The 25,920-nt window shown below is 60.8% G+C and carries 20 protein-coding genes; 12 read left to right on the top strand and 8 right to left on the bottom strand.

The features are described 5' to 3' along the window. Nucleotides 1-21: 21 nt before the first annotated feature. On the bottom strand, nucleotides 22-1,578 hold the full coding sequence (locus AC07NR_RS01310; protein ID WP_495077938.1) for a methyl-accepting chemotaxis protein: 1,557 nt from the start codon (nucleotides 1,576-1,578) through the stop codon (nucleotides 22-24). A gap of 486 nt (nucleotides 1,579-2,064) precedes the next feature. On the opposite strand from AC07NR_RS01310, the gene aceK reads away from it, so the two are divergent. From aceK to AC07NR_RS01285, 5 genes are all read left to right on the top strand, one after another. Beyond that, nucleotides 2,065-3,786: a bifunctional isocitrate dehydrogenase kinase/phosphatase gene (gene aceK, locus AC07NR_RS01305; protein ID WP_495077649.1), complete on the top strand. Its 1,722-nt coding sequence runs from the start codon at nucleotides 2,065-2,067 to the stop codon at nucleotides 3,784-3,786. 123 nt (nucleotides 3,787-3,909) lie between these two features. After that, complete coding sequence (gene hrpA / locus AC07NR_RS01300) at nucleotides 3,910-7,821, top strand: ATP-dependent RNA helicase HrpA (protein WP_495077648.1); 3,912 nt, start codon at nucleotides 3,910-3,912, stop codon at nucleotides 7,819-7,821. A gap of 212 nt (nucleotides 7,822-8,033) precedes the next feature. Beyond that, nucleotides 8,034-9,155 (top strand): beta-ketoacyl-ACP synthase III, encoded by a 1,122-nt coding sequence (locus tag AC07NR_RS01295; RefSeq protein ID WP_114881826.1) that lies wholly within the window; start codon nucleotides 8,034-8,036, stop codon nucleotides 9,153-9,155. Between the two features lie 149 nt (nucleotides 9,156-9,304). Beyond that, entirely contained in the window at nucleotides 9,305-9,916 is a 612-nt protein-coding gene (locus AC07NR_RS01290) for an RNA polymerase sigma factor (RefSeq protein WP_305834696.1), read from the top strand. Further along, nucleotides 9,910-10,146, top strand: a complete 237-nt coding sequence (locus AC07NR_RS01285; RefSeq protein ID WP_134825817.1) for an anti-sigma factor family protein — start codon at nucleotides 9,910-9,912, stop codon at nucleotides 10,144-10,146. Before AC07NR_RS01290 ends, AC07NR_RS01285 begins: the two co-directional genes overlap by 7 nt. A 136-nt stretch (nucleotides 10,147-10,282) precedes the next feature. Here AC07NR_RS01285 and AC07NR_RS01280 read toward each other — a convergent pair whose 3' ends face one another. Next, nucleotides 10,283-11,614: a putative porin gene (locus tag AC07NR_RS01280; protein WP_495077647.1), complete on the bottom strand. Its 1,332-nt coding sequence runs from the start codon at nucleotides 11,612-11,614 to the stop codon at nucleotides 10,283-10,285. A gap of 280 nt (nucleotides 11,615-11,894) precedes the next feature. Here AC07NR_RS01280 and AC07NR_RS01275 point away from each other — a divergent pair, with 280 nt between their 5' ends. Beyond that, nucleotides 11,895-13,019, top strand: a complete 1,125-nt coding sequence (locus AC07NR_RS01275; RefSeq protein WP_495077646.1) for a GNAT family N-acetyltransferase — start codon at nucleotides 11,895-11,897, stop codon at nucleotides 13,017-13,019. Nucleotides 13,020-13,037: 18 nt separating this feature from the next. Here AC07NR_RS01275 and aqpZ read toward each other — a convergent pair whose 3' ends face one another. From aqpZ to AC07NR_RS01250, 5 genes are all read right to left on the bottom strand, one after another. Further along, on the bottom strand, nucleotides 13,038-13,733 hold the full coding sequence (gene aqpZ, locus AC07NR_RS01270) for an aquaporin Z (RefSeq protein ID WP_432218903.1): 696 nt from the start codon (nucleotides 13,731-13,733) through the stop codon (nucleotides 13,038-13,040). A 185-nt stretch (nucleotides 13,734-13,918) separates the two neighbouring features. Further along, nucleotides 13,919-15,751: an ABC transporter ATP-binding protein gene (locus AC07NR_RS01265; RefSeq protein WP_085710329.1), complete on the bottom strand. Its 1,833-nt coding sequence runs from the start codon at nucleotides 15,749-15,751 to the stop codon at nucleotides 13,919-13,921. A gap of 88 nt (nucleotides 15,752-15,839) precedes the next feature. Then, entirely contained in the window at nucleotides 15,840-16,403 is a 564-nt protein-coding gene (locus AC07NR_RS01260; RefSeq protein WP_085700647.1) for a peptidylprolyl isomerase, read from the bottom strand. Between the two features lie 3 nt (nucleotides 16,404-16,406). After that, the gene (locus AC07NR_RS01255) at nucleotides 16,407-17,210 is read right to left on the bottom strand and encodes an alpha/beta fold hydrolase (protein ID WP_085710330.1); all 804 of its coding nucleotides are present in this window, start codon (nucleotides 17,208-17,210) and stop codon (nucleotides 16,407-16,409) included. A gap of 14 nt (nucleotides 17,211-17,224) precedes the next feature. Further along, nucleotides 17,225-18,148 (bottom strand): PA3225 family LysR-type transcriptional regulator, encoded by a 924-nt coding sequence (locus AC07NR_RS01250; protein WP_007956543.1) that lies wholly within the window; start codon nucleotides 18,146-18,148, stop codon nucleotides 17,225-17,227. Between the two features lie 49 nt (nucleotides 18,149-18,197). Between AC07NR_RS01250 and AC07NR_RS01245 the strand changes: the two genes are divergently transcribed. From AC07NR_RS01245 to AC07NR_RS01220, 6 genes are all read left to right on the top strand, one after another. Continuing rightward, on the top strand, nucleotides 18,198-18,512 hold the full coding sequence (locus AC07NR_RS01245; RefSeq protein ID WP_085710332.1) for a 3-phosphoglycerate kinase: 315 nt from the start codon (nucleotides 18,198-18,200) through the stop codon (nucleotides 18,510-18,512). A 169-nt stretch (nucleotides 18,513-18,681) separates the two neighbouring features. Beyond that, the gene (locus AC07NR_RS01240; protein ID WP_495077645.1) at nucleotides 18,682-19,281 is read left to right on the top strand and encodes an FMN-dependent NADH-azoreductase; all 600 of its coding nucleotides are present in this window, start codon (nucleotides 18,682-18,684) and stop codon (nucleotides 19,279-19,281) included. A gap of 212 nt (nucleotides 19,282-19,493) precedes the next feature. Further along, a complete protein-coding gene (locus AC07NR_RS01235) occupies nucleotides 19,494-20,360 on the top strand; it encodes a carboxylate/amino acid/amine transporter (protein WP_495077644.1) in 867 nt (288 codons plus the stop codon). 97 nt (nucleotides 20,361-20,457) lie between these two features. Further along, a complete protein-coding gene (locus AC07NR_RS01230; RefSeq protein ID WP_495077643.1) occupies nucleotides 20,458-23,043 on the top strand; it encodes a pyocin-S2/colicin E7-DNase domain-containing protein in 2,586 nt (861 codons plus the stop codon). Then, complete coding sequence (locus tag AC07NR_RS01225) at nucleotides 23,040-23,315, top strand: bacteriocin immunity protein (protein WP_192560051.1); 276 nt, start codon at nucleotides 23,040-23,042, stop codon at nucleotides 23,313-23,315. Before AC07NR_RS01230 ends, AC07NR_RS01225 begins: the two co-directional genes overlap by 4 nt. Before the next feature lie 83 nt (nucleotides 23,316-23,398). After that, nucleotides 23,399-24,988, top strand: coding sequence for an S-type pyocin domain-containing protein (locus tag AC07NR_RS01220; RefSeq protein WP_495077642.1), 1,590 nt, complete (start codon nucleotides 23,399-23,401; stop codon nucleotides 24,986-24,988). On the opposite strand, the gene AC07NR_RS01215 is transcribed toward AC07NR_RS01220, so the two are convergent. Then, entirely contained in the window at nucleotides 24,951-25,838 is an 888-nt protein-coding gene (locus tag AC07NR_RS01215) for a LysR family transcriptional regulator (protein WP_495077641.1), read from the bottom strand. The two genes, AC07NR_RS01220 and AC07NR_RS01215, sit on opposite strands and share 38 nt — an antisense overlap. Nucleotides 25,839-25,920: the final 82 nt, after the last annotated feature.

The following is a 25,920-nucleotide window of genomic DNA, read 5'->3' as shown; positions in this document are numbered from 1 at the left end:
ATCGGGCATTTAATTTCCCCGTCAGAGCACGAAGCGCGTCACCAGCCCGTTGAGGTCGACGGCCAGGCGCGACAGTTCCTGACTGGCGGCAGAGGTCTGGGTCGCGCCAGCGGCGGTCTGAGTCGACAGGTCGCGGATGGTCACCAGGTTTTCATCGACTTCCCGGGCCACCAGTGCCTGTTGCTCGGCAGCGCTGGCGATCACCAGGTTGCGCTGGTTGATCTGCGAAATCGACGCGGTGATTTTCTCCAACGCATGGCCGGCACTGTTGGCCCGGCGCAGGGTCTGGCTGGCCTGTTCGGCGCTGCTTTGCAACGCGCCGACGGTGGCACCGGTGCCTTGCTGGATGCTGCTGATCATCAGCTCGATTTCTTCGGTGGAATTCTGCGTGCGCTGGGCCAGCGAACGGACTTCGTCGGCAACGACTGCAAAGCCACGTCCTGCCTCACCGGCCCGCGCCGCTTCAATGGCGGCATTGAGCGCCAGCAGGTTGGTCTGCCCGGCGATGCCGCGAATCACTTCCAGCACCTTGCTGATGTCCTGGGCCTGGGTCGCCAGGCCCTCGGCCTGTTCGGACGCACCGAGCACCGCGCTGACCAGTTCCTGAATCGAACTGATGGTCTCGCTGACCTGCACATGCCCGTGCTTGCTGTCCTCGTTCGAGGCTTCGGACGCTTCGGCGCTGGACACCGCGTTGGCTGCGACTTCATCCACCGCCGTGCTCATCTCGGTGACGGCCGTGGCGGCCTGTTCGATCTGGTCATTCTGCTGTTGCAGGCCGCGAGTGCTCTGTTCCATCACCGAACTCATCTCCTCGGCGGCGGAGGCCAGTTGCTGGGCCGACTCGCTGATACCGCGAATGGTCGAGCGCAGATTGCCCTGCATTTCGGCCAGCGCGGTGAGCAACTGCGCCGCTTCATCGCGGCCCTCGCTGTCGATGCGGCCGCTGAGATCACCGGAGGCAATCCGCCGGGCCACGCTCAGCGCCTGATTGATCGGCGCGGTGATGCTGCGGGTCAGCAGCCAGGCCAGCAGCAATGTGGCAATCAGGGCGATGACGATGATTGTCGCGACGATCCACAGCGACTGCTGATAGGTCGCGGCAGCGGATTTTGCGGCGGCATCGGCGCCTTGCTGATTGAGGGTGATCATTTGCTCCAGGGTCTTGTCGAGCACGCTGCCCTGAGGCGCCAGTTCAGTGGTCAGCCGCGTGTAGGCCTGATCGTTCTGCCCGGCATCGATCTGTTTGATGATCTGGTCGAGGATGCTCAGGTACTTGGCGGTGTCGGCGCCCAGACCTTCCAGCATCGCCCGTTCCTGATCATTGGCAATCAGGGTATTGTGATCGTCGAGGCGCTTGAGCAACTCCTGACGCTGCGCCGTGAGGATGCCCTTGCTGCGTTCGCGCACAGCGGCCTGGGTACTGGTGATCAGGCGCAGGGATTCGAGGCGGATGCTGGCGATGTTCGCCGCTGCGTCATGAATGCTTTCGATGCTGGGCATCCACGATTCTTCGATCACCGCTGCGCTTTCACGCAGGGCCTTCATCTGGCCCAGACCGAACAGGCCCACCACCATCAGCAGACCGGCCAGAACGGCAAAACTCAAACTGGCGCGCAAACCTATGCGCAGATTCCGGATAGACATCAATGTGCTCCTTGAACGTTGAGAAAGAGGGCGTCCTCGTGGGCCGAGGATCTTGTTGTGAGGCGGGTGATGGCGGGCTGTATATCAAAGTGCCATCACCTTGGTAAGGTCACTCAGCAATCAAGGTCACGGACGATGGACAGGAATGCGCAGGTGGGGCAAAGCCGCGGAATAGAGATGTCACGTTGTGATTGGATCCGAAACCCAGAGAATTCGCGGGCTGGCGCCGAACGGAGAGAAAGACTGATGGACGTGTTTGCTGACCGAACGGTCGATTAAAAAAACTTTGATAAAAACTGTGTCGTTGTACAACCCGGTCGCGGATTTGGCAGAAATTACGCTTCTCCTGTCCCCGGTTCCGTGGCTAAGCTCAGGCCTTCGAGCACAGATTCTTCAATTCCCGCAGAGGTCTCATCTATGCCGCAGCAATGGCCAGCCACCGACATCGCCCGCATGATCCTCGATGGCTTTGACGATTACCGCGAGCATTTCCGGCGGATCACCGACGGCGCCAGGGAACGTTTCGAACAGGCGCGCTGGCAGGACACGCAAACCGCGTCGGCGGCGCGGATCAACCTCTACGAAGACAAGGTCAACGAAACCGTCGTGCGTCTGCGCGAGTATTTCGAGGCTGACACGCTGATGGAAGTCAGTTGCTGGCCGCTGGTGAAAAGCGCCTACATCAGCATCATCGACCTGCGCTTCGACGATGAACTCTCCGAGACCTGGTACAACTCGATTTTCTGCGGTCTGTTCAGCCACGACCTGATCAGCGACGGCTGCATGTTCATCCATACCACCCGGCCAAGCCTGCGCCGGGCCCGGGCTGCGCAAACCCGCACCTACAAGCCGCAAGGACAGTTGTCGGGCATGCTCGCGAGCATCTTTGCCGATTACCGATTCAGCGAGGATTACGCCGATCTGCCCCGGGATCTGCAGCGCCTTGAAGCGCAACTGCGCGAGAACCTGCCGGACTGGGTGTGCAAGGATCCGGAACTGAGCGTCGAGCTGTTTTCCTCGGTGCTGTACCGCAACAAGGGCGCCTATCTGGTGGGGCGCATCTACACCAACGACGATCAATGGCCGCTGGTGATTCCGCTGCTGCACCGCGAGGGGCGGGGGATTCAGATCGATGCGCTGATCACCGACGAAGCGGATGTGTCGATCATCTTCTCGTTCACCCGTTCGTATTTCATGGTGGATGTGCCGGTGCCGGCGGAATTCATCGGTTTCCTCAAACGCATCCTGCCGGGCAAGCACATCGCCGAGCTGTACACCTCAATCGGTTTCTACAAGCACGGCAAATCCGAGTTCTATCGCGCGCTGATCAACCACCTGGCCAACACCGACGACCAGTTCATCATGGCCCCGGGCGTGCGCGGCATGGTCATGAGCGTATTCACGCTGCCGGGTTTCAACACCGTGTTCAAGATCATCAAGGACCGCTTCTCACCGTCGAAAAACGTCGACCGCGCCACGGTGATCGAAAAGTACCGACTGGTGAAAAGCGTCGACCGCGTCGGGCGCATGGCCGATACCCAGGAATTCGCCGATTTCCGTTTCCCGCTGAGCAAGTTCGATCCGGCGTGTCTGGCGGAATTGCTGGAAGTCGCGCCGTCCACTGTGTCGCTGGAAGGCGAAACCGTGCTAATCCGCCACTGCTGGACCGAGCGCCGGATGACCCCGCTGAATCTGTATCTGGACAACGCCAACGAAGCCCAGGTGCGCGAAGCGCTGGAGGATTACGGCCTGGCGATCAAGCAACTGGCGGCAGCCAACATCTTCCCTGGCGACATGCTGTTGAAGAACTTCGGCGTCACCCGCCATGGCCGGGTGGTGTTCTACGACTATGACGAAATCTGCTTCCTCACTGAAGCTAACTTCCGCCATATCCCGCCACCGCGCACGCCTGAGGACGAAATGGCCTCCGAACCGTGGTACTCGATCGGGCCGCTGGACGTGTTCCCTGAGGAGTTTCCGCCGTTTCTGTTTGCCGACTCGGCGCAGCGCAAATTGTTCGATCAGTTGCATGGCGAGCTGTATAACGCCGATTACTGGAAGGGCCTGCAGGAGGCGATTCGGGCCGGAAAAGTCATCGACGTCTTCCCGTATCGGCGCAAGGGCCTTGAAAACGAATAAAGCCGCCACAAGCAGCAAACTACAGGCTCCGCTTTCAACTTGCGGCTCGCAGCTTGCCGCTTGCCGCTGCTTTTCTGCCACAATCGCGTCCTTGCGCCACTAGACGACCGAATTGCGTACCCGATGACCGACGAATCGCCCTCCATCGACAAACTGCTGAAAAACCTCGATCACGCCATGCTCGCCGACCGCCACCGGCTGCGGCGGCAGTTGCTTGAGCTGCGCAAGAAACCCGACGAGGCCAAGCTGGCCCAGTGGGTGGCGCGCATGCAGGCGTCCTGCGATCAGGTGCTGGCGCGCAAGGCCAGCCTGCCGGTGATCCGTTACGACGACAGCCTGCCGATTGCGGCCAAGCGTGACGAAATCAAGAAGGCCCTGGAAAAGCACCAGGTGCTGATCATCGCCGGCGAAACCGGCTCGGGCAAAACCACGCAGTTGCCGAAAATCTGTCTGGAAATCGGTCGCGGCCAGCATGGTCTGATCGGCCACACCCAGCCGCGTCGGATTGCGGCGCGCAGCGTGGCCAGTCGGGTCGCGGAAGAACTCGGTACTCCGCTGGGCGCGCTGGTCGGCTATCAGGTGCGCTTCGAGGATCAGAGCGATGCCAACACCCTGATCAAACTGATGACCGACGGCATCCTGCTGGCGGAAACCCAGAACGACCGCTACCTCGAACGCTACGACACGATCATCGTCGACGAAGCCCACGAACGCAGCCTCAACATCGACTTCCTGCTCGGCTACCTGAAAACCCTGCTGCCGCGTCGTCCGGACCTGAAGGTCATCATCACCTCGGCGACCATCGATCTGGAGCGTTTCTCCAAACATTTTGATGACGCACCGATTGTTGAAGTGTCCGGCCGCACCTTCCCGGTGGAAACCTGGTATCGCCCGCTGACCCTGGAGCAGGACGAAGAGGGCAACCGCGTCGAGGACGACCTGACCGTGGATCAGGCGATCCTCGCCACCCTCGACGAAATCGCCGCGTATGAGCGCAGTGAACGCCGCAGCCCTGGCGATGTGCTGGTGTTCCTGCCGGGCGAACGCGAGATTCGCGACGCCGCCGACATGCTGCGCAAGGCCCAGCTCAAACACACCGAAATCCTGCCGCTGTACGCCCGCCTGTCGCCGGCCGAGCAGCAGCGGATTTTCCAGTCCCACCCAGGCCGTCGCGTGGTGCTGGCGACCAACGTCGCCGAAACGTCGTTGACCGTGCCGGGCATCCGTTACGTGATCGACAGCGGCACTGCGCGCATCAGCCGCTACAGCTACCGCGCCAAGGTCCAGCGCCTGCCGATCGAAGCGATTTCCCAGGCCAGCGCCAACCAGCGTAAAGGTCGTTGCGGCCGGGTCGAGCCGGGCATTTGCGTGCGCTTGTATAGCGAAGAGGATTTCCTCGGTCGGCCGGAGTTTACCGATCCGGAAATCCTGCGCACCAACCTCGCGGCCGTCATCTTGCAGATGCTGCATCTGCGCCTCGGCGAGATCACGGATTTCCCGTTCATCGAGCCGCCCGACGGCAAGGCGATCAGCGACGGTTTCAATCTGCTGCAAGAACTGTCGGCGGTGGATCGTAACAGTCAGCTGACCCCGCTCGGCCGCCAGTTGGCGCGCCTGCCGGTGGACCCGCGCATGGGCCGCATGCTGCTGGAAGCGGCGAAACTCGGCAGCTTGCAGGAAGTGCTGATCGTCGCCAGTGCCATGTCGATTCAGGACCCGCGCGAGCGTCCGCCGGAGCGTCAGCAAGCCGCCGATCAGGCCCATGCGCAGTGGAAGGACGCCGATTCGGACTTCGCCGGGCTGGTCAATCTGTGGCGTGGCTTCGAAGAACAACGCCAGGCGTTGACCGCCAACCCGCTGCGCAACTGGTGCCGCAAGAATTTCCTCAATTACCTGCGTTTGCGCGAGTGGCGTGATTCCCATCGCCAGTTGAGCCTGATCTGCCGTGACCTGCAGTTGAGCCTGAACAAAGAGCCGGCGGACTATCCGAAACTGCACAAGGCAGTACTGGTCGGCCTGCTCAGCCAGATCGGCCAGAAAACCGAAGACGGCGACTATCTTGGCGCCCGTCAGCGGCGCTTCTGGATTCACCCGTCGTCGGGCATCGGCAAGAAGCGCCCGCAGTGGGTGATGACCGCCGAACTGGTGGAAACCACCAAGCTCTACGCGCGGATGGTGGCGAAGATCGACGCCGACTGGATCGAGCCACTGGCCGGGCATCTGATCAAGAAGAACCACTTCGAACCGCACTGGGAGAAGAAGCGCGGTCAGGTCGTCGCATTCGAACAGATCACCTTGTTCGGGCTGATCGTGGTCGGTCGCCGACCGGTGCATTACGGCCCGGTGGATCCGGTGGTCTCGCGGGAACTGTTCATCCGCGAAGGCCTGGTGCGGGGCGAGATTCAGTCCCGGGCCAAGTGCCTGACCGCCAACAAGCAATTGCTGGAACAACTCGACGAACTGGAAGCCAAGGCCCGTCGCCGGGACATTCTGGCCGACGAGGAAACCCTCTACGCGTTCTACGATGCGCGACTGCCGGCGGAGATTCACCAGACCGCGACCTTCGACAGCTGGTATCGGGTCAACAGCCAGAAAGACCCGCAACTGCTGATCATGCGTGAAGAGGACGTGCTGGCCCGCGAAGCCAGCGAAGTCACCGCCCAGCATTACCCGGACACGCTGCACATCGGCGATCTTGAACTGGCGCTGAGTTACCACTTCGAACCCAATCACCCGCGCGACGGCGTGACCCTGCGCGTACCGGCACCGCTGTTGCCGATGCTGCCGCCGGAGCGCCTGGAATGGCTGGTGCCGGGGCTGATCGAGGCCAAGTGCATCGCGCTGGTGCGCAACCTGCCCAAGGCCCTGCGCAAGAACTTCGTGCCGGTGCCGGACTTCATCAAGGCTGCGCTGCAACGCATGACGTTTGCCGAAGGTTCGTTGCCGCAAGCGCTGGGCCGTGAGCTGCTCCGCATGACCGGTGCGCGGGTCAGTGATGAGGCCTGGGCCGAAGCGGCGCAACAGGTCGAAAGCCATCTGCGGATGAACCTGGAAATCGTCGACGGCCAGGGCAAGTTCCTCGGCGAAGGGCGGGATCTGGCGGAGTTGACGGCGCGTTTCGCCGAAGCCAGTCAGGCCGCATTGGCCGTGCCGCAAAGTGCGAAAAGTCAGCAACCGGTGGAAGCCAAGGTCTTCGCCCCGGTGGCGGAAAAGACGCAACAGAAGATTGCCGGGCTGTCGATGACGGTCTATCCGGCGTTGGTGGAAGAGGGCGGCACGGTCAAGGAAGGACGCTTCTCGACCCCGGCCGAAGCCGAGTTCCAGCATCGCCGCGCCTTGCAACGTCTGCTGATGCAGCAACTGGCTGAACCGGCCAAATTTCTGCGCGGCAAGTTGCCGGGCCTGACCGAACTGGGCCTGCTGTACCGCGAACTGGGCCGGGTCGATGCGCTGGTCGAAGACATTCTGCTGGCGAGCCTCGACAGCTGCATTCTCGATGGCGAAGACCCGTTGCCTCGCGACGGCGCAGGCCTGGCGGCACTGGCCGAGCGCAAGCGTGGCAGCTGGACCGAGCATGCGGAGCGCGTGGCGCGTCTGACCCTGGAAATCCTCAAGCTCTGGCACGGTCTGCAAAAACGCTTCAAGGGCAAGATCGACCTGGCTCAGGCGGTGGCGCTTAACGATATCAAGCAGCAGCTCAGTCATCTGGTGTACCCAGGCTTCGTCCGGGAAACACCGATGCTGTGGCTCAAGGAGCTGCCGCGCTATCTGAAGGCCGTCGAGCAACGTTTCGAGAAACTGGGCGCGCAGGTGCAGAAGGATCGGGTCTGGAGCGGCGAACTCGCCGGCCTCTGGACGCAATATCAGACTCGCGCCGCCAAACATGCCCAGGAAGGCAAGCGCGATCCGCAGCTCGAGCTGTACCGCTGGTGGCTGGAGGAGTACCGGGTTTCGCTGTTCGCCCAGCAGTTGGGGACGAAAGTGCCGATCTCCGACAAGCGCCTGAACAAGCAGTGGACGCAGGTCGAGGCCTGACCTCCGATCCTGCAAAAGGCGCCAAATGCCAAGGTTTATGGCAAACTTCGCGCCTATAAACGCCGGCCCCGCGGTTTTGAGCCTTGTCAGCCGCGGGCGAGGTCGGAATAAAGCGATGCCAGGTTTTTGCGTCCCCTCTATGGGAATAGACCCTTTGCGTGTTGGCACGTCGGTGCCAGCACTTTCTGCCTGAACAGATTAGAGAAACGACCATGCATAACGTCGTCATCAGCGGCACCGGCCTGTACACCCCGGCCAACAGCATCTCCAACGAAGAGCTGGTGCAGTCTTTCAATACCTACGTCGCGCAGTTCAACGCGGACAACGCCGATGCCATCGCCAGCGGCGAGATCCAGGCCCTGACCGAATCCAGCGCCGCGTTCATTGAAAAAGCCTCGGGCATCAAGAGCCGCTTTGTCATGGACAAGGACGGCATCCTTGATCCGCAACGCATGGCGCCACGCCTGCCGGAGCGTTCCAACGACGAATGGTCGGTGCTCTGCCAGATGGCCATCGGCGCTGCCGAGCAAGCCTTGCAGCGCGCCGGCAAGACCGCCGCCGACATCGACGGCGTGATCGTCGCCTGCTCCAACCTGCAACGTGCCTACCCGGCCATCGCCATCGAAGTCCAGGAAGCACTGGGCATCCAGGGGTTCGGTTTCGACATGAACGTTGCCTGCTCGTCGGCGACCTTCGGCATCCAGCAAGCCGCCAACACTGTGCAACTGGGCCAGGCCCGGGCGATCCTGATGGTCAACCCGGAAGTCTGCACCGGTCACCTGAACTTCCGTGACCGCGACAGCCACTTCATCTTCGGTGACGCCGCTACCGCCGTCGTCATCGAGCGAGCCGATACGGCAACGTCGAAGCACCAGTTCGACGTAGTCAGCACCAAATTGCTGACCAAGTTTTCCAACAACATCCGCAACAACTTCGGCTTCCTCAACCGCGCAGCGGAAGAGGGCATCGGTGCCCGGGACAAACTGTTCGTGCAGGAAGGCCGCAAGGTGTTCAAGGACGTGTGCCCGATGGTGGCCGAGCTGATCGGTGAGCATCTGGAAGAGAACAAGCTTAACGTCGGTGATGTGAAACGCTTCTGGCTGCACCAGGCCAACCTGAGCATGAACCACCTGATCGTGCGCAAGCTGCTGGGCCGCGAAGCGACCGAAGAAGAAGCACCGGTGATTCTCGACACCTACGCCAACACCAGCTCCGCCGGTTCCGTGATCGCGTTCCACAAGTATCAGGACGATCTGGCGGCCGGATCGCTGGCGGTGCTGAGTTCGTTCGGTGCCGGTTATTCGATTGGTAGCGTGATTCTGCGCAAGCGCTGAGATTGAGGTTAATTTCCTCTTAACCGCGCTGATCTTTCCTACAGCCTAATCAGCTATAACGCTGTAATTTTCGACGTTGACGGCAGGATGGTGTGTTGCGCGCCATCCTGCCGTTATCATTTTCGAAGTCAGGACAAGGGGATTGAGGGATGGCGGCTGACGACACCCAACTGCTGGCACGTTTGCTGGCTGGCGAGCAGAGGGCTTTCAAGGAACTGGTCACCACCTACCAGAGCGCCATGCGTGCAGTGGCGTACGCGATTGTTGGCCAGCGTCATGTCGAGGAAGTGGTACAGGATGCCTGGCTGTCGGTGGTGCGCCATATTGGCAGCTTCGAGGGACGCTCCAGTCTCAAGACCTGGCTGCTGACCATCACCGCCAATTCGGCCAAGGGCCGCTACAAGCAGAACCGTCGTGAAGTGCTGATGGATGATCTGCCATCGCCCCACGGCACCATCGACGATGATCGCTTTTCCCCCGGCGACGGCCACTGGCTGATCGCACCGTTCGCCTGGCATCAGGACACGCCCGAAGCGTTGCTGACTGAAAATGAACTGCGCGAATGCCTGGAGCACACGTTGCTCAGCCTGTCAGAACTGCAAAGCAGTGTGCTGTTGCTGCGCGAGCGTCAGGGCCTGGAGCTGGAAGAGATCTGTAATCTTCTGGAGATCTCGCTCTCCAATGTCCGTGTGCTGCTGCATCGTGCGCGGCTGAAAGTCTTCGCCACCGTGGAGCATTTCGAGGAGACCGGCGAATGCTGACCTGTAAAGAACAAGTGGCGCGCTCCAGCGATTATCTCGATGGCCAGTTGAGCTTTCGCGAGAAGCTGATGGTGCGTCATCACCTGATGTTCTGCCGAAATTGCCGGCGCTTCATCCGCCAGATGCGTTTGATGCAGGCGACATTGCGGGTGATGCCGGAGAAACCGGAGGAGGGTGTGGATGCGTTGGCCGAGCGGCTGGCGGCGCAGCGCCGCAAAGACAATTCCTGAGGAAAAAAAACAGCCCGGCGTAACAGCAGCGAACGGATGATGGGGATCGCTGCTGCGGCGCCGGGCTGTAGGAGAAAATCAGCTTCAGGCTACAAATGAGGCATTCACTGGTTGCCTGAAGCTTGTCACTGCGGTGTTAGAACTTGGCTTCAGCATCCAGTTGCAGGGTGTTGATGTCGGAGTCGGTCTTCTTCAGGCTGGCGTTGGTGTAGTCCGAGTTAGCCATGAAGTAGGTGGCGCCTAGGGTGAAGTTCTTGTCCAGCTCGTAGCTCACTTTCAGCTTGCTGCCGCGGGAACCGGTGTAACCGTTGGCAAAGTCGGAGTCGGTGAAGGCACCCACCACCGCGTTACGCTGTACGTCGCGGTAGTTGTAGTCGATACCGAAGCCATAGACCTTGGTCTTCACGCCGGCCAGCCAGCCAGTGTCCTGGTCGTTGCTGGCGTCGTTGTTGTTCACGTATTGACCGTAGATCGACAGCGGAACCGGCAGGTTGGCGACGTCCAGCTGACCGAAGCCTTCATACAGTTTGAAGGTTTCGTTCGGGCTGTTGCCGTTGACGGCCAGGGCGCATGGCGCAGTCACGGTGCCGCTGGTAGGGCAGGCGCTGTCCTTGTCGTTGTCGTAGGAGTAGATGCTGCCGCCCAGGGTCAGTTTCAGGCTGTCGGTCAGTGCGAAGCGACCGCCCAACTGGCCAGCGTACAGACGCAGGTCGTGCTTGAACTGCACGCCTTCGCCGTCGACGTTGTCTTTGAGGGTGTAGTGACCGGCGCTACCGAACAGTTCGGCGCTGCCGTTCAGCGGGTACTTGTAAGTGACGGCCAGGCCTTCCGGGTTGATGTCGCTGTCCCAGATGATGTCGCCCATGCTTACCCAAGGCTGGTTCATCTTACCGGCGATCAGGTGCAGGTTCTTGATGGCGTCAGGGTGGTAGTCGACGTAACCCTGGTCGAGCCAGATCTGCTTCTTGTCGAAGTAGTTGTTCAGGTCCTGGTTGGTGGAGCGGGCGTCGTCGCTGCTGCCGGTGGCGATACGGATACCGGTGTCCACCTGCGGGTTGATTTCGGTGTAGGCGCCCAGACGGGCACGAATGCGCTGACGGTCCTGGTCCTTGGCGTTCGGCACGCCATCGTTCTTCACGGTTTCCTGACGGAAACGTACGTCACCCTTGAACTGGGTCTTGGCAGCCCAGGCCAGCTTCTGGTCGAAGCTGCTCAGCTCGTTGGTTTTCTTCGCGGTTGCCGCGATTTGCTCGTTGGTCTCTTGCTGCGCCTGCTGCGCGATTTGCTGGGCCTTCTGATCCTGGGCCAGTTCGGTTTGCAGTTCTACGTACTGCGCCTGGGTGATGGAACCGTTAGCCTTGAGCATGTCGAGCAGTTTGGCGTCGACTGCGGCACTGGCCGGAACACTCATGGCCAGCAACAGGCCACCGCACAGGGCCGCCGCAGTTTTCGTGGAAGCAAGACGCATAGCAATCTCCGAAGATGAGAGGGATGGCTGAACCATCCTGGGCACAACCGACGATTTGAACGTCGGAAAACTGTGTCCGGGTAGAACCCGGCGCTCTAAAAACAGGCGCCAGTATCGCGATGGTTTATGACAGAGCAGTGGCACGGTGATGGCAGGTTGATGACGATACAAAACTTGCGTGAACTATTGATCTAGAGCGCTGTCGCGCAATCGGACGTGGGCAAGACAGGGCCGATCAGCGATACTCGCGAGGCTTTCAGGGCCAAAAGTGGAGAGGAAAATGCCGTTGCAGCGCCTGCAAAAACTGTCGGAAATCGAACCGGCACTCTGGGATGCACTGGTGCCGGACAACCAGCCGTTTCTGCGCCATGCCTTCCTAGGCGCGCTGGAAGACAGCGGCAGTGTCGGCCCGCACACCGGCTGGCAGGCGGAGCATTTGCTGCACGTCGAAGACGGCCGTCTGATCGCGGCGCTGCCCGGTTATCGCAAGTGGCATTCCTACGGCGAATACGTGTTCGATCACGGTTGGGCCGATGCCTGCGCCCGTGCCGGCATCGATTACTACCCCAAGTTTTTGAGTGCGGTGCCGTTCAGCCCGGTCACCGGGCCACGTCTGTTGGCGGCTAACGTCGAGGATGGATTCGAACTGCTCAAGAGCCTGCCGGGTTATCTGGAAATCGAAGAGCTCTCCGGCGCCCATATCAACTTCACCGATGCCTTTACCGATGCCGCCATGGCCGAGCAGCCGGGCTGGCTGCAACGCATCGGCTGTCAGTACCACTGGCAGAATCGCGGCTATCGCGACTTCCAGGACTTTCTCGACGTGCTCAGTTCGCGCAAGCGCAAGCAGATGCGCAAGGAGCGCGAGCAAGTGGCGGGGCAGGGCTTCGAATTCGAATGGCTTGAGGGGCGAGAGCTGGATGAGGCGCAGTGGGATTTTGTCTATGCCTGCTACGCCAACACTTATGCGGTGCGTCGTCAGGCGCCGTACCTGACGCGGGAGTTCTTCAGTCTGTTGGCCGAGCGCATGCCGGAATCGATTCGTGTCGTGCTGGCCAGGCAGGGCTCAAGGCCGGTGGCGATGGCGTTCAGTCTGGTGGGCGGCGACAGTTTCTACGGGCGTTACTGGGGATGCCTTGCAGAGTTCGATCGGCTGCATTTTGAAACCTGTTTCTACCAGGGCATGGATTACGCGATTGCCCAGGGTTATCAACGTTTCGACGCCGGCGCCCAGGGTGAACACAAGTTGATTCGCGGCTTTGAACCGGTGATCACTCATTCCTGGCATTACCTGCGCCATCCCGGCCTGAAAGCCGCCGTGAAGGATTTTCTTCAGCAGGAACGCACCGGTGTGCTGGCTTACGCGGAAGAGGCGAGGAACGCCTTGCCGTATCGGCAAGCCTGATCCTCGCCTCTTCTGCCTTCAACTGTCTTCCTTGCCCAGCCAGCGATAGACCACGCCGCCCACCACCGCACCCAGCAGCGGCGCGACCCAGAACATCCACAACTGCGCGATTGCCCAGCCGCCGACCATCAGCGCCGGGCCCGTGCTGCGGGCCGGGTTGACCGAGGTGTTGGTCACCGGAATCGAGATCAGGTGGATCAGCGTCAGGGCCAGGCCGATGGCGATCGGTGCCAGTCCCGCAGGGGCGCGTTTGTCGGTGGCGCCGAGGATGATCAGCACGAACATCGCGGTCATGACCAGCTCGGTGATGAACCCGGAGGCCATCGAGTATTTGCCCGGCGAGTGCTCGCCATAACCGTTTGAAGCAAGGCCGGCGGCGATGTCGAAACCCTCCTTGCCGCTGGCGATGTGATACAGCAGCGCCGCTGCCAGGATCCCGCCGATCACTTGGGCGATGATGTAGGCGGGCAGTTCTTTGGCCGGGAACCGACCACCGACCACCAGACCGACCGACACGGCCGGGTTGAGATGACAGCCGCTGATGTGGCCGATGGCAAATGCCATGGTCAGCACCGTCAGGCCAAACGCCAGGGCGACCCCCAGCACGCCGATCCCCACAGGTGACGACGCGGCGATCACCGCACTGCCGCAACCACCCAGCACCAACCAGAACGTACCCAACAACTCCGTGGCTGAACGTTTTAACAGAGACATGAGAGAGTCCTTGATAGACGCGCTATCGAGACTGCATCGAGTTGTGCTTCCTTGCAATTACGACAGGTTCATCTCCAGAGCCTTCGCTGAGTACAGCAGGGAATGCGGGGATTTCCAGCAGCCATGAAAAAACCGCCAGAGCCCGTGGTGGAAGGGCTGTGGCGGTTTTTGCGTTTCGTGCCAGATCAGTCGATGCCGACAAACCCTCCGGTCTGGTGCGCCCATAGCCGTGCGTACAATCCGCCATGGGCCAGCAGTTCGGCATGGTTGCCGGTCTCGGCGATTTTGCCGTTCTCCAGCACCACCAGCCGGTCCATGCGGGCAATGGTTGAAAGACGGTGAGCGATGGCGATCACCGTCTTGCCCTGCATCAGGGTTTCCAGGCTTTCCTGGATCGCCGCTTCGACTTCCGAGTCCAGCGCCGAGGTCGCTTCGTCCATGATCAGGATCGGCGCGTCCTTGAGCAGCACCCGCGCAATCGCGATCCGCTGGCGCTGGCCGCCCGACAGCTTCACCCCGCGCTCGCCGACATGGGCATCGAATCCGGTGCGTCCTTCGGCATCCGATAGCAGTGGAATGAACTCGTCAGCCCGGGCCTTGCGCACCGCTTCCCAGAGTTCGGCATCGGTGGCGTCAGGCTTGCCGTACAGCAAGTTGTCGCGGATCGAACGGTGCAGCAGCGACGTGTCCTGGGTGATCATGCCGATCCGCGCACGCAGGCTTTCCTGGCCGACTTCGGCGATGTTCTGGCCGTCGATCAGGATCCGCCCGCCCTCGACGTCGTACAGGCGCAATAGCAGGTTGACCAGGGTCGATTTGCCGGCGCCGGACGGGCCGATCAGGCCGATTTTCTCGCCGGGTTTGATGGTCAGGTTGAGGTCGCCGATGATGCCTTTCTTCTTGCCGTAGTGAAAATCCACGTGCTCGAAACGCACCTCGCCACGGGCCACGGCCAGCGGTTTGGCCTGTTCGCGGTCGGTGACGCTGACCGGTTGCGAGATGGTCTGCAGGCCGTCCTGGACCATACCGATGTTCTCGAAGATGCCAGTGACCACCCACATGATCCAGCCGGACATGTTGACGATGCGGATCACCAGGCCGGTGGCCAGGGCGATGGCGCCGACACTGATCACCGATTGCGTCCATAGCCACAGGGCCAGCCCCGTAGTGCCGACGATCAGCAGGCCGTTCATGGTGGTGATGGCCACGTCCATGCTGGTGACCACGCGGCCGGCCAGTTGGGCTTTTTCGGTCTGTTCCTGGATCGCTTCGCGGGCGTAGTGCTGTTCGAAGTTGGTGTGGGCGAACAGTTTCAGGGTGGCGATGTTGGTGTAGCCGTCGACGATGCGCCCCATCAGTTTCGAGCGCGCGTCGGAAGCGGCGACGGAGCGATCCTTGACCCGTGGCACAAAGTAATAGAGCGCGCCGATGTAGGCGGCGATCCACGTCAGCAGCGGGATCATCAGGCGCCAGTCGGCTTCGGCGAACAGCACCAGCGAGCTGATCGCATAGATCAGCACGTGCCACAACGCATCCACTGCCTGCACCGCGGAATCACGCAGCGAGTTGCCGGTCTGCATGATGCGCTGGGCGATGCGCCCGGCGAAGTCGTTCTGGAAGAAATTCAGGCTCTGCTTGAGCACGTAACTGTGGTTCTGCCAGCGGATGAGGCTGGTCATGCTCGGGCTCAGGGTCTGGTGCACCAGCATGTCGTGCAGCGCCAGGAACAGCGGCCGCAGGAGCAGGGCCACCACGGCCATCCACGCCAGTTCGGCGCCATGCACCTTGAAGAAATCGACGTTCGGCGTGCCTTGGGCAAGGTCGATGATGCGGCTCAGGTAGCTGAACAGCGCCACTTCGATCAGGGCACCGAACAGGCCGACGATCAGCAGGGCGGCGAAACTCGGCCAGACCTGCTTCAGGTAATAGGTATAGAAGGGCAGAACACGGTCCGGCGGGGATGCCGTAGGCGCGTCACGGAATATGTCGATCAGTTGTTCGAAACGGCGATAGAGCATCAGATAACCGCCCGGAGTACGGGCTCTCCTTTTATCAGTGTGAGCGGCGCGGTGTTCAACCGCCGCCGCTCGATATGCCCTGTAAAGCTTAGTCGATGCGCTTGGCCGACTTGATGATCACAGGGTCGACAGGCACGTTTTGCATGCCCTGTTTGGTGGTGGTCTGGGAGTTGACGATGATGTCGACCACGTCCATGCCCTTGACCACTTTGGCGAACACCGCGTAACCGGCGTCGCGGCCCGGATCGAGGAACGCATTGTCGGCGACGTTGATGAAGAACTGGCTGGTGGCCGAGTTCGGATCGGAAGTGCGGGCCATCGACAGGGTGCCGCGAACGTTGTGCAGACCGTTGCTGGCTTCGTTCTTGATCGGTGCCTTGGTTTCTTTCTGTTGCATCTGTTGGGTGAAACCGCCGCCCTGGGCCATGAAGCCCGGGATCACGCGGTGGAAAATGGTGTTGGTGTAGAAACCGCTGTCGACGTAATCGAGGAAGTTCTTGGTACTGATCGGCGCCTTGACCGGGTCCAGCTCGATTTCGATGGTGCCGTTGGTGGTCACCAGTTCGACGTGTGGCGCCTTGGCCGGCGTGGCAGCCATCAGGTTGGCGGCGAACAGCACAGTGCCGGCGGCGAGGGCGAGTTTTTTCAGCATGGTTCAGTGATCCTGAGGGTGAATATCGGCTGTGGCGAGAAACGCCAGCAGCGTTTGATTGAAGCGTTCGGGTTGATCGAGCGGGGTGGCGTGGCGCGAATCGGCGATCACCACCAGCCGCGCATCGGGCAGCAGTCTGACATAGGTTTCTTTCAGCGAGACGGGGGTGTAGTCCCGGTCGGCGCTGACGACGAGCGTTGGACAGGAGATCCTCGAAAGTCGTTCCTGAACCCCCCAGCCAACAATCGCATCGAAGCTGGCGAGATAAGCACGTTTGTCGTTTTTTGCCCAGCGCTCGGCCATCTTCTGTCGCAAATCCGCCTGCTCCGGTTTGGGGAACAGTTTGGCGCCCAAGGCCTTGCCGATGGTGGCCAGACTCAGCAGGCGCATCAGGCTCCAGCGCTTGAACCACTGCCAGTAATCGTCGCGGCTGCGCACCTTGACCTCGGGTGCGCTGTTGACGATGGTCAGGCTCTTGAGCATCTGTGGCTGATCGACGGCGAACTGGAAGCCGATCATGCCGCCCATGGACAGGCCGGCGTAATGTACCGGGCCGAGCTTCAGGTGTTCGATCAGGGCGACGATGTCCGCGCTGAAGCCAGCGATGCTGTAGCGCTCGCGGGGCTTGTCGGAGCGGCCATGACCGCGCACGTCCGGGACGATCACCCGGTATTGCGCGGCCAGTGCCGGGATCTGCATTTCCCAGTCCAGCGTGCTGGAGCCGAGCCCGTGAACCAGCAGCAACGGATCGCCGTGGCCATATTCCTCGTAGTGCAGGTTGCAGCCTTCATGCTCGAAATACGCCATCGGTGAACTCCGTGTCAGGCTTGTTCGGGGGCGGCGAACGGTGCGTCCAGCGGCAAGGTGTCGAAGGTGCGCAACAGTTCGACGAGGATCTGCGAAGCCGGGCCCAGCGGTTTGTCCTTGTTCGAATACAGATAGAAACTCGGATTGCGGCTGCCACCCTGATCCAACGGTAGCAGCTTGAGCAGGCCTTCCTTCAATTCCCGTTCGATCATGTGCCGTGGCAGCCAGGCGAACCCCAGGCCGCTGGAAACAAAGTTGGCGGCGGTGGCGAGGCTGCCGACGGTCCAGCGCTGTTCGGCGCCGAGCCAGCCGACATCCCGGGGTTGCTGGCGGCCGGAGTCGCGGATCACCACTTGCATCTGGGTTTCCAGGTCCTGGAAATTCAGTTCACGGTTCAGCCGATGCAGTGCGTGTTCGGGGTGGGCGACGGCGACAAATTCCACATCGCTCAGCTCTGCGCCGAGGTAGCCGGGAATGCTCAGGCCGGTGATCGCCAGATCGGCCACGCCTTCGAGCAACACTTCCTCGACACCCGACAGCACTTCTTCACGCAGACGCACACGGCAGCCACGGCTTTGCGGCATGAACGCGGTCAGTGCGCGAACCAGGCGGGCGCTCGGGTAGGCGGCATCGACGACCAGCCGCACTTCGGCTTCCCAGCCTTGCTCCATGTGATGAGCGAGGTCTTCCAGTTGGCTGGCCTGTTTCACCAGTTGTCGCGAACGCCGCAGCAACACGCCGCCGGCTTCAGTCAGTACGGCTTTACGGCCGTCGATGCGCAGCAACGGCACACCGAGTTGGTCCTGCATGCGGGCGACGGTGTAGCTCACCGACGATTGCGAACGGTGCAACGCTTCGGCGGCCTGGGCGAATCCGCCGTGGTCGACCACTGCCTGCAACGTTCGCCATTGATCTAGGGTCACGCGGGGCGCTTTCATCGATAGCTCCTCTTGTCCTAAGCTGGCGGTCCCTCATGGAGACTGCCGAATGAAAAAATTCTGTTGTGTGGTACTGGCGCTGCTGCCGCTGACCGCGTTTGCGTATCCGATCGATGTGCAGAAGAATCTCAATGGCCTGAAGATCGACTACGAGTCCTTCGATACCGATAAAGACATCGGCTCCATCCGGGTCGCCAACTACGGCGAAGTCGACGCGGTCTGCAAAGTCGTGTTCAGCAACGGCCCGGAGGCGCCGCGCACCCGCAATATCGAGGTGCCGGCCGGCAAACACACCAACGCCACCGCCAAGTTCTCCCGCGAGATCATCAAGCTGCGCGTCGAGCTGAGCTGCAACCCGAAATAGCGGTTTTGCCTCTCTGTGGGAGCGAGTCAGCCCGCTCCTACAGGTGCAGCTTGCATCTAAACGAATATTTCGATGGTTTGCAGCAATTATTTGCGCTTTTTCATCGATACAACTCTGTTTAACCTTCACTCCATCGACTTACAACATTCTCGGATGGAGGCTACACACCATGTCCCACGTTCTGATCATCGAAAGCAGCGCCCGCCAGCAAGACTCGGTATCCCGTCAACTGACCCAGACCTTCATCAGTCAGTGGAAAGCTGCACACCCGGCCGATCAGATCACCGTCCGTGACCTCGCCGTGAACCCGGTGCCACACCTGGACAGCAACCTGCTGGGCGGCTGGATGAAACCCGCCGAACAGCGCAATGCCAACGAACAGTCCTCGCTGGATCGCTCCAACGAGCTGACCGATGAACTGCTGGCCGCCGACGTGCTGGTGATGGCCGCGCCGATGTACAACTTCGCGATTCCAAGCACCCTGAAAGCCTGGCTCGACCACGTGCTGCGTGCCGGCGTGACCTTCAAGTACACCGAAACCGGTCCGCAAGGCCTGCTCAGCGGCAAGCGTGCCTACGTGCTGACCGCTCGCGGCGGCATCTACGCCGGCGGCCCGGCGGATCACCAGGAACCGTACCTGCGCCAGGTGATGGGTTTCATCGGCATCCACGACGTGACCTTCATCCACGCTGAAGGCATGAACCTGGGCGGCGACTTCCAGGAGAAAGGCCTCAACCAGGCCAACGCCAAACTGTCCCAGGTCGCTTGATATGTTAATCGCCAGATAATCGCCGATTGTTCTAGTGACCTGGCGCAACCCCTTCAAGGCTCTACGCGCATCGAACCTCCCTTTGCACTTGTTGCTCCTGAGTGCTGTAGCCCGATTGAACGCTTTAGCGAGATCGGGCTTTTTTTTGCCCGGGATTTAGCGATGGCCGGGAAAAACCGCTATCGTCGCCGCCATTCGAAATCGAGGCGACCATGGGCTATCTACTTATTGTCACGCTGATCCAGGCGTTTTCCTTCAGTCTGATCGGCGAATACCTGGCCGGGCATGTCGACAGCTACTTCGCGGTGCTGGTGCGTGTGGTGCTGGCCGGGCTGGTGTTCATCCCGCTGACGCGCTGGCGTTCGGTGGAGCCGGCGTTCATGCGCGGCATGCTGCTGATCGGCGCGTTGCAGTTCGGCGTGACCTACGTCTGCCTGTACCTGAGCTTCCGGGTGCTGACGGTGCCAGAGGTGTTGCTGTTCACCATCCTCACGCCGTTGCACGTGACCCTGATCGAAGACGCGCTTAACCGCCGCTTCAACCCGTGGGCACTGATCGCCGCACTGGTGGCGGTCACAGGCGCTGCGGTGATCCGCTACGACCGGATCAACCCGGACTTCTTCATGGGTTTCCTGTTGCTGCAATTGGCCAACTTCACCTACGCCGCCGGGCAGGTGCTGTACAAGCATCTGGTGGCGAAGCACCCGAGCGATCTGCCGCACTACCGGCGCTTCGGTTTCTTCTACCTCGGCGCACTGGCGGTGGCACTCCCGGCGTTCCTGCTGTTCGGCAAATCCAGTTTCCTGCCCGAAGCGCCGCTGCAATGGGGCGTGTTGGTGTTCCTTGGCCTGGTCTCGACCGCACTCGGTCTGTACTGGTGGAACAAAGGTGCGTGCCTGGTCAACGGCGGCACCCTCGCGGTGATGAACAACCTGCACGTGCCGGTGGGCTTGCTGCTGAACCTGTTGATCTGGAATCAGCATGAAGAACTGGGGCGGTTGTTCCTCGGTGGCGGCGTGATTCTGGCAGCGGTATGGATCAGCCGGTTGGGGATTCGCAAGCCGCAGGCCATTGGCTGAATCATTAATCACCCCTTTATTTCCACCACATAACTATGTACCGCAACTGACTACCGCTTGATCGACACGCTGTGCCCTACAGACAAGGAGTGACTGTATGGCACAGAACAATTTCAACGATGGAACGTCGGGAAGCGTCGTCATCCGAACCGGGCCACCCGCGTCGGGTGGCGGACCGGGTGGCGGTTTTGGCGGTGGCGGCGGGGTATCGGGCGGCTTCGGCAAGGTCAGCAAGAGCAAGCAAAAGGCTCGGGCCCGGGCCAAAGCGGCGCACCGGCAAAAACAACAGCAAGAGCAGGCTCAAGCGGCGGCTCAGGCACAAGAAGCGGCAGCCCAGGCCCAGGCCGCCGCTACGCAGGCTCAGGAACAGGCGCGTCATCAAGCGCTGATGCAGTTCCTGGCGGGATTGGCGCAACGACATGACGCCATCAGGGCCGAGGTCGATCGTCGCTTTGCCGAACGGGCCAGGCAACTTGCGCCGCTTCTGGATCAGGAGATTTTGGCGGCGCGCAGGGCCCCTGACAGCCGCTACAGCGAGCGCTGGCAGCTCTATCTTATTTCCAAGGAAAAAAATGAAATCGACGGGCTGATTGCCCGCAAGTCCATAGACCTCGATGCAAAGAGCGCGACCGCCCGCGCCTTCGATGGTCAGGATCCGCTGATTCGAACTTCCAACGATTACCTGACCCGACTCAGCCAGTTCGGCGAAGCACTCGATGACGGCCACCGGATCTGGGAAAGCGCGTACAACGCCGCCCATGAAGCGCGCTTATTGACCTCGCAGATTCATACCCTGCGGGAAAAGTCTGCTGCGCTGGCCACGCATCATGCCGAGCAGACCGTGGTCTGGCGTGCCAGGGAAGCGGTCTGGGAGGCTCAGCGCCAATACGCTGCGCAGCGCGAATCACGGGTTCGATTCAAGCAACAGGCCGATGAAGATGCGCGGATAAGTCGAAGCCGACAGGCCAATACGCTGACCGTTCCGCTGTCGTCGATGACGCATGGTGCGATGGTGTTGACGCGTTCCGGAGCACTCGTCGCCCAGCAAGCGGGGGCACTCATCGAGGCCGGTGTACGGCAAGCGGTCAAACACCTTCCCCTCGCCATGCTTGTTCCCCATCCTTCCACGGTATTGATCGGCGGGTTGGTGTACTCGCCAACGCTGGGCGATGGAGAACTGACGCCGGAGCAGCGACGACGATTGTTTCAGTCCGTCGCCGTACCTGCCCAGGCGCTGGGACTTTCCGATGAGCAGGCGCTGCGCACGATCGCCGATTCCGGCGGGTCTGCGGACATGCCTTATCGGCTCAAGCCTGAGGCCGTTGCGCAAGGCACCGCCGTCATTGCCGTCACCACCGGCAATGAGATCAGCGCCAGTGTGCCGGTCATCAACGCGCTGCTTGATCCGCTGACGGGCAACTACACCGCAGAAGTCCCCGGTTCACCACCCCGACACCTGCAGTTCACGCCCGATGCGAGCATCGCCAAAGAGGTTCCGAGCCAGGGCCGGATAGCGCTGCTGCCACCGGTTGTTCAGGACTTGCCGAAGGGCGTCGACCTGCGCATTCAGGACTGCATCATCTACGTGCCGGGCTCAGCGCCGATGTACCTGTCCTTCAACCTGCCACCGTTGGGTGCGGGCGTCGTCACCGGCAAGGGTCAACCCGCCACGGCTGACTGGTGGAACACCGCCAGCCGCAGCACCGGTGCAGCCATTCCCAGTCAGATCGGCGACCAGATGCGCGGGCGTGAGATTCAGTCGTTCGGCGCATTTGGTGACGCGCTGTGGCGGACATTGGGTGAGCAATCTGCACTCACCAGCCAGTTCGATGAGGTCAACAAAAAACGCGTCGAGCAAGGTTTCGCCCCTTATGCGCCGAAAAGCACCTGGGTGGGCGAACGCCGCGAGTTCGAACTGCGCTTTCAGGACGATGCATCAGTCGGCGAGAACCCGTTCAATCTCGACCGGGTCAGCATCGTTGCGCCGCAAAGTGCCCACGGACGACGTGGCGTTCTACCTGCCGTCCAGCCTTGGCCGATTCCTCCAGTGGGCATTGGAACCTGGACACCTCTGGTGCCACCGGGCAGCGAACACCTCGGGCCGACCACCACACCGATTTCCCCCTCGACACCCACGGCTTATCCCGGCAACCCACTCATCCCGATCCTACCGGCAAACGAGACGTTTCCGGCTGTTGATGAAGGGCAGGCGGGTGCGAGTATTCCGGGGTTCCCGGGGGATATGGAGCTGCCTTCGCCGGATGTGCTGTTTCTGGATCGTAGGGATGATCCGGGGGTTGCGACGGGAACCGGGCAGCAGGTTACGGGAGTTTGGTTGGGAGACAATGCCAGGGCCGAGGGGGCGCCTATTCCAGCGCAAATTGCTGACCAGTTAAGAGGGAAGGAATTTGCCAATTTCCATCGATTCAGGGAGGCGTTTTGGAAAGCTGTGGCGGCAGATGAGTTTCTTGTATCGCAGTTTAATAAGACCAATCTTAGATTCATGCGTAAGGGAACTGCGCCTTTTCCCGCGCTGGAAGATCAGCATGGCGGAAGAGTGAAGTTTGAGCTTCATCATAAAATTCCAGTAGCGAAGGGAGGCGCGGTTTATGACGTGGAAAACATATTGGTGATGACGCCAAAGCGACATATATCGGTGCATAGAGGGGAGGGTTCGCAATGAAAAATACTGCACGCATCGAAGACTACACAGAGTCCGAATTCCGAGCGTTTCTTACAGAGCTTTTTGAGGGAGGGGAGGAGCTGTCAGGTGACGAGTTTGATCGCTACATGATGAGGCGCGTAATACATTTCGAGTTAGTCACCGAACACCCCGATCGCTCGGACGTCATCTTCTACCCCAAGGAAGGACGTGAAGACAGCCCCGAAGGCATCCTGAAAGAAGTGAAAGAGTGGCGCGCGCTCAATAACAAACCTGGCTTCAAACCTGAGTAACTATGAAGCAAGTGACCAAGGATGGAGGGCATTCGCTTGAATGCCCTCCGGAGTCATGCGGACAAACAAGGAAGTTAAAAACCATGAAACTCAAATCAACCCTCGGCGATTACACCGAGCCGGAGTTCCAGGCACTGGTCGACCGGATCTGGGCTGTCGATGTACCCAAAGCGGATCACGACCGATTGATCAATCACTTCGACCGGATTTCAGGTCATCCCAAAGGGGCGGATCTGTTGTTCTATCACCCCGAGGATGATCCCAATCCGAACTCCAGTGGCTCGGTCGTTTATTACGTCAAAGACTGGCATCGCAAACAGGGCCGCGTTGCGTTCAAGGGACAGGCCGCGTCCCCGGCGGTTGCGCCTGCGCAATGGCCTCCGGCGCCGATGGACTGGGCGCAGATCACCCGACAACGCATTGCCCAGACTCAGGCCGAGGTACAAAAACTCGTCGCCGATCTGGCTGTTTCCGAGCGCGACGCCCAGGCGGCACTCGCGGATCTGCAACTGCGCATCAGCCATCTTCGTCAGCAACTGAGTACGCAAACGCTCATTGCCCAACGAGAGCTGGATATCCGTGCGCTGGAAGGAAGCGAATTTGATTCCCGTCTTGCCATGCAACGCTTTCGATTCTGGCAATTGCACGTGCAACTCAAAAGAGACAACACGCAGCGCGAAGTCACGTACGCAGGCGCGGAGCGAGGGCAATGGCAAAGCCTTGCGCAGCAGATCGGTTCCATTTACGACGGTTATGTGGCGATGTTGAATCACCTCAATCCGCGTCTCAGGCAACTTCAAGTGGAGGCCGAAGCGCTGTTGTCTACGGCGCAGACTCAGCTTGTAGGGCTGCGCAATCAGCAGCAACTCGGGCCCGCGCAGGTCGGGGCTCAGATGTTTTCCCCTCTGGTTTTCGCCGATGCGCGTCCGGCCATCATCGTTGAAGGCGCACTGTCGCCACCGTTGGAAAACCATCGCGTCGATCTGCAAAAGGCGATTCGTTCGGCGGTGGCGGAGTTCACCTGGCAGATCACCTCCAATGCTCCGACGCATCAAGATCAGTATGCCGCAGTGCTGCAATTCGAGTTTCGCAGTCGCGCCGAGGTGGGCCGGTTTGGGGTTTGCGTTCCGCTGGCGGACCTTCTCCCGATTGAAGGGCTGGATTGGCACTACCTTGCGCAAACGCAGGGTGCGGTCGATGTCCCGTTCAGATTGAGCAGTGGCACCTGTTCCGTTCCGCCCGGAACGTTGTCCCAGGGCATCAGGGAAATCGAGACTTTGCACCAGGTGGCCCTTTCACCGGTGAGTACGGGCGACTCGTCGTCGGGTGTCAGAGTTCGCCCGGCAGTCTGGAGTGAGATCACCCAAACTTACTCGTTCACAGCCGAAGGAACTGCTCCGCTGACTGTGATTTGGGCTCTTCCGGGCGAAAATGAGAGTTCCCCGAAACGGACAACGTTCGCCGATCATCGCCTGGGGTTTCTGCGCTCGTTGGCGGTGCCATTACTGGAAACATTCACCGAACCTTCAACCGTGGTCTTCGATGACTATGTTGTGGTGTTTCCTGCCGATTCAGGCCTGGAACCTGTGTATGTCATGTTCAGGAACCCATTGGAGTTTGCTCAGGCGGCCGGCACTACTCCGGCGCCAGTTGCCCCACCAGAAACTCGATAAACACCCGGGTCTTCTGCGGCACCCGCCGCGCTGACGAATACACCGCGTTGATGGTGATCGCCGGGGCTTGCCATTCGCACAGCACCGGCACGAGTCGCCCGGCGGCCAACGCCTCTTCGACGATGAAGTCCGGCAGCAGCGCGATGCCCATGCCGGCCTCGGCCGCTTGCGCCAGCAAGTCGCCGTTGTTGGCGTGCAGCGGGCCGGTGACGTTGACCCGCTGCGTCTCCTTGCCGTTGCACAGTTGCAGGCTGACGCCGCTCTGCAGATAGCCGTAGTTCAAGCATTGATGCGAGCGCAGATCCTGCGGGGTCTGCGGCGTGCCCGCGCGTTCGAGGTAAGCGGGGGAAGCGACCATGATCCGTGGGGCCGGCGCCAGTTGTCGGGCGATCATGGTCGAGTCGGGCAGGCTGGCGATGCGAATCGTCACGTCGAACCCGCCGCGCACCGGATCGACCTGTTGGTCGCTGAGCACCAGTTGCAGCTCGATGTTCGGGTGCTGCTCGTGGAACAGCGGAATCAATTTGCCCAACCGTCGCAGGCCGAACGACATCGGTGCGTTGACCCGCAACACACCGCGCAATTCGCCCACCCCGTCCCGTGCCCGCTGCTCGGCCTCGTCCAGCGCCGCAATCACTTCCCGCGCCGCTTCGAAATACTCGGCACCAGCCTCGGTCAGGTGCAGGCTGCGGGTGGTGCGTTGCAGCAACTGCACGCCGATGGCTTCTTCCAGTGCCTGAATCTGTTTGCTGACTTTCGACCGGGGCACGTCCATGGCCCGGGCGGCGGCTGCAAAGCCGTTTTCGCCGACCGTTACCACGAAGGCACGCATGCATTCGATGCGATCCATGATTGTCCCTTTTTTAGAATCAATGATTCTCGATTTTAGGTAATTGTCCCTTTATCGGCTAGCCCCTAAAGTGACATCCAAG

Source organism: Pseudomonas sp. GW821-FHT09C09 (assembly GCF_059418105.1).
The sequence above is the reverse complement of the archived record's forward strand: the minus strand, read 5'-3'. Positions and strand labels throughout refer to the sequence as shown.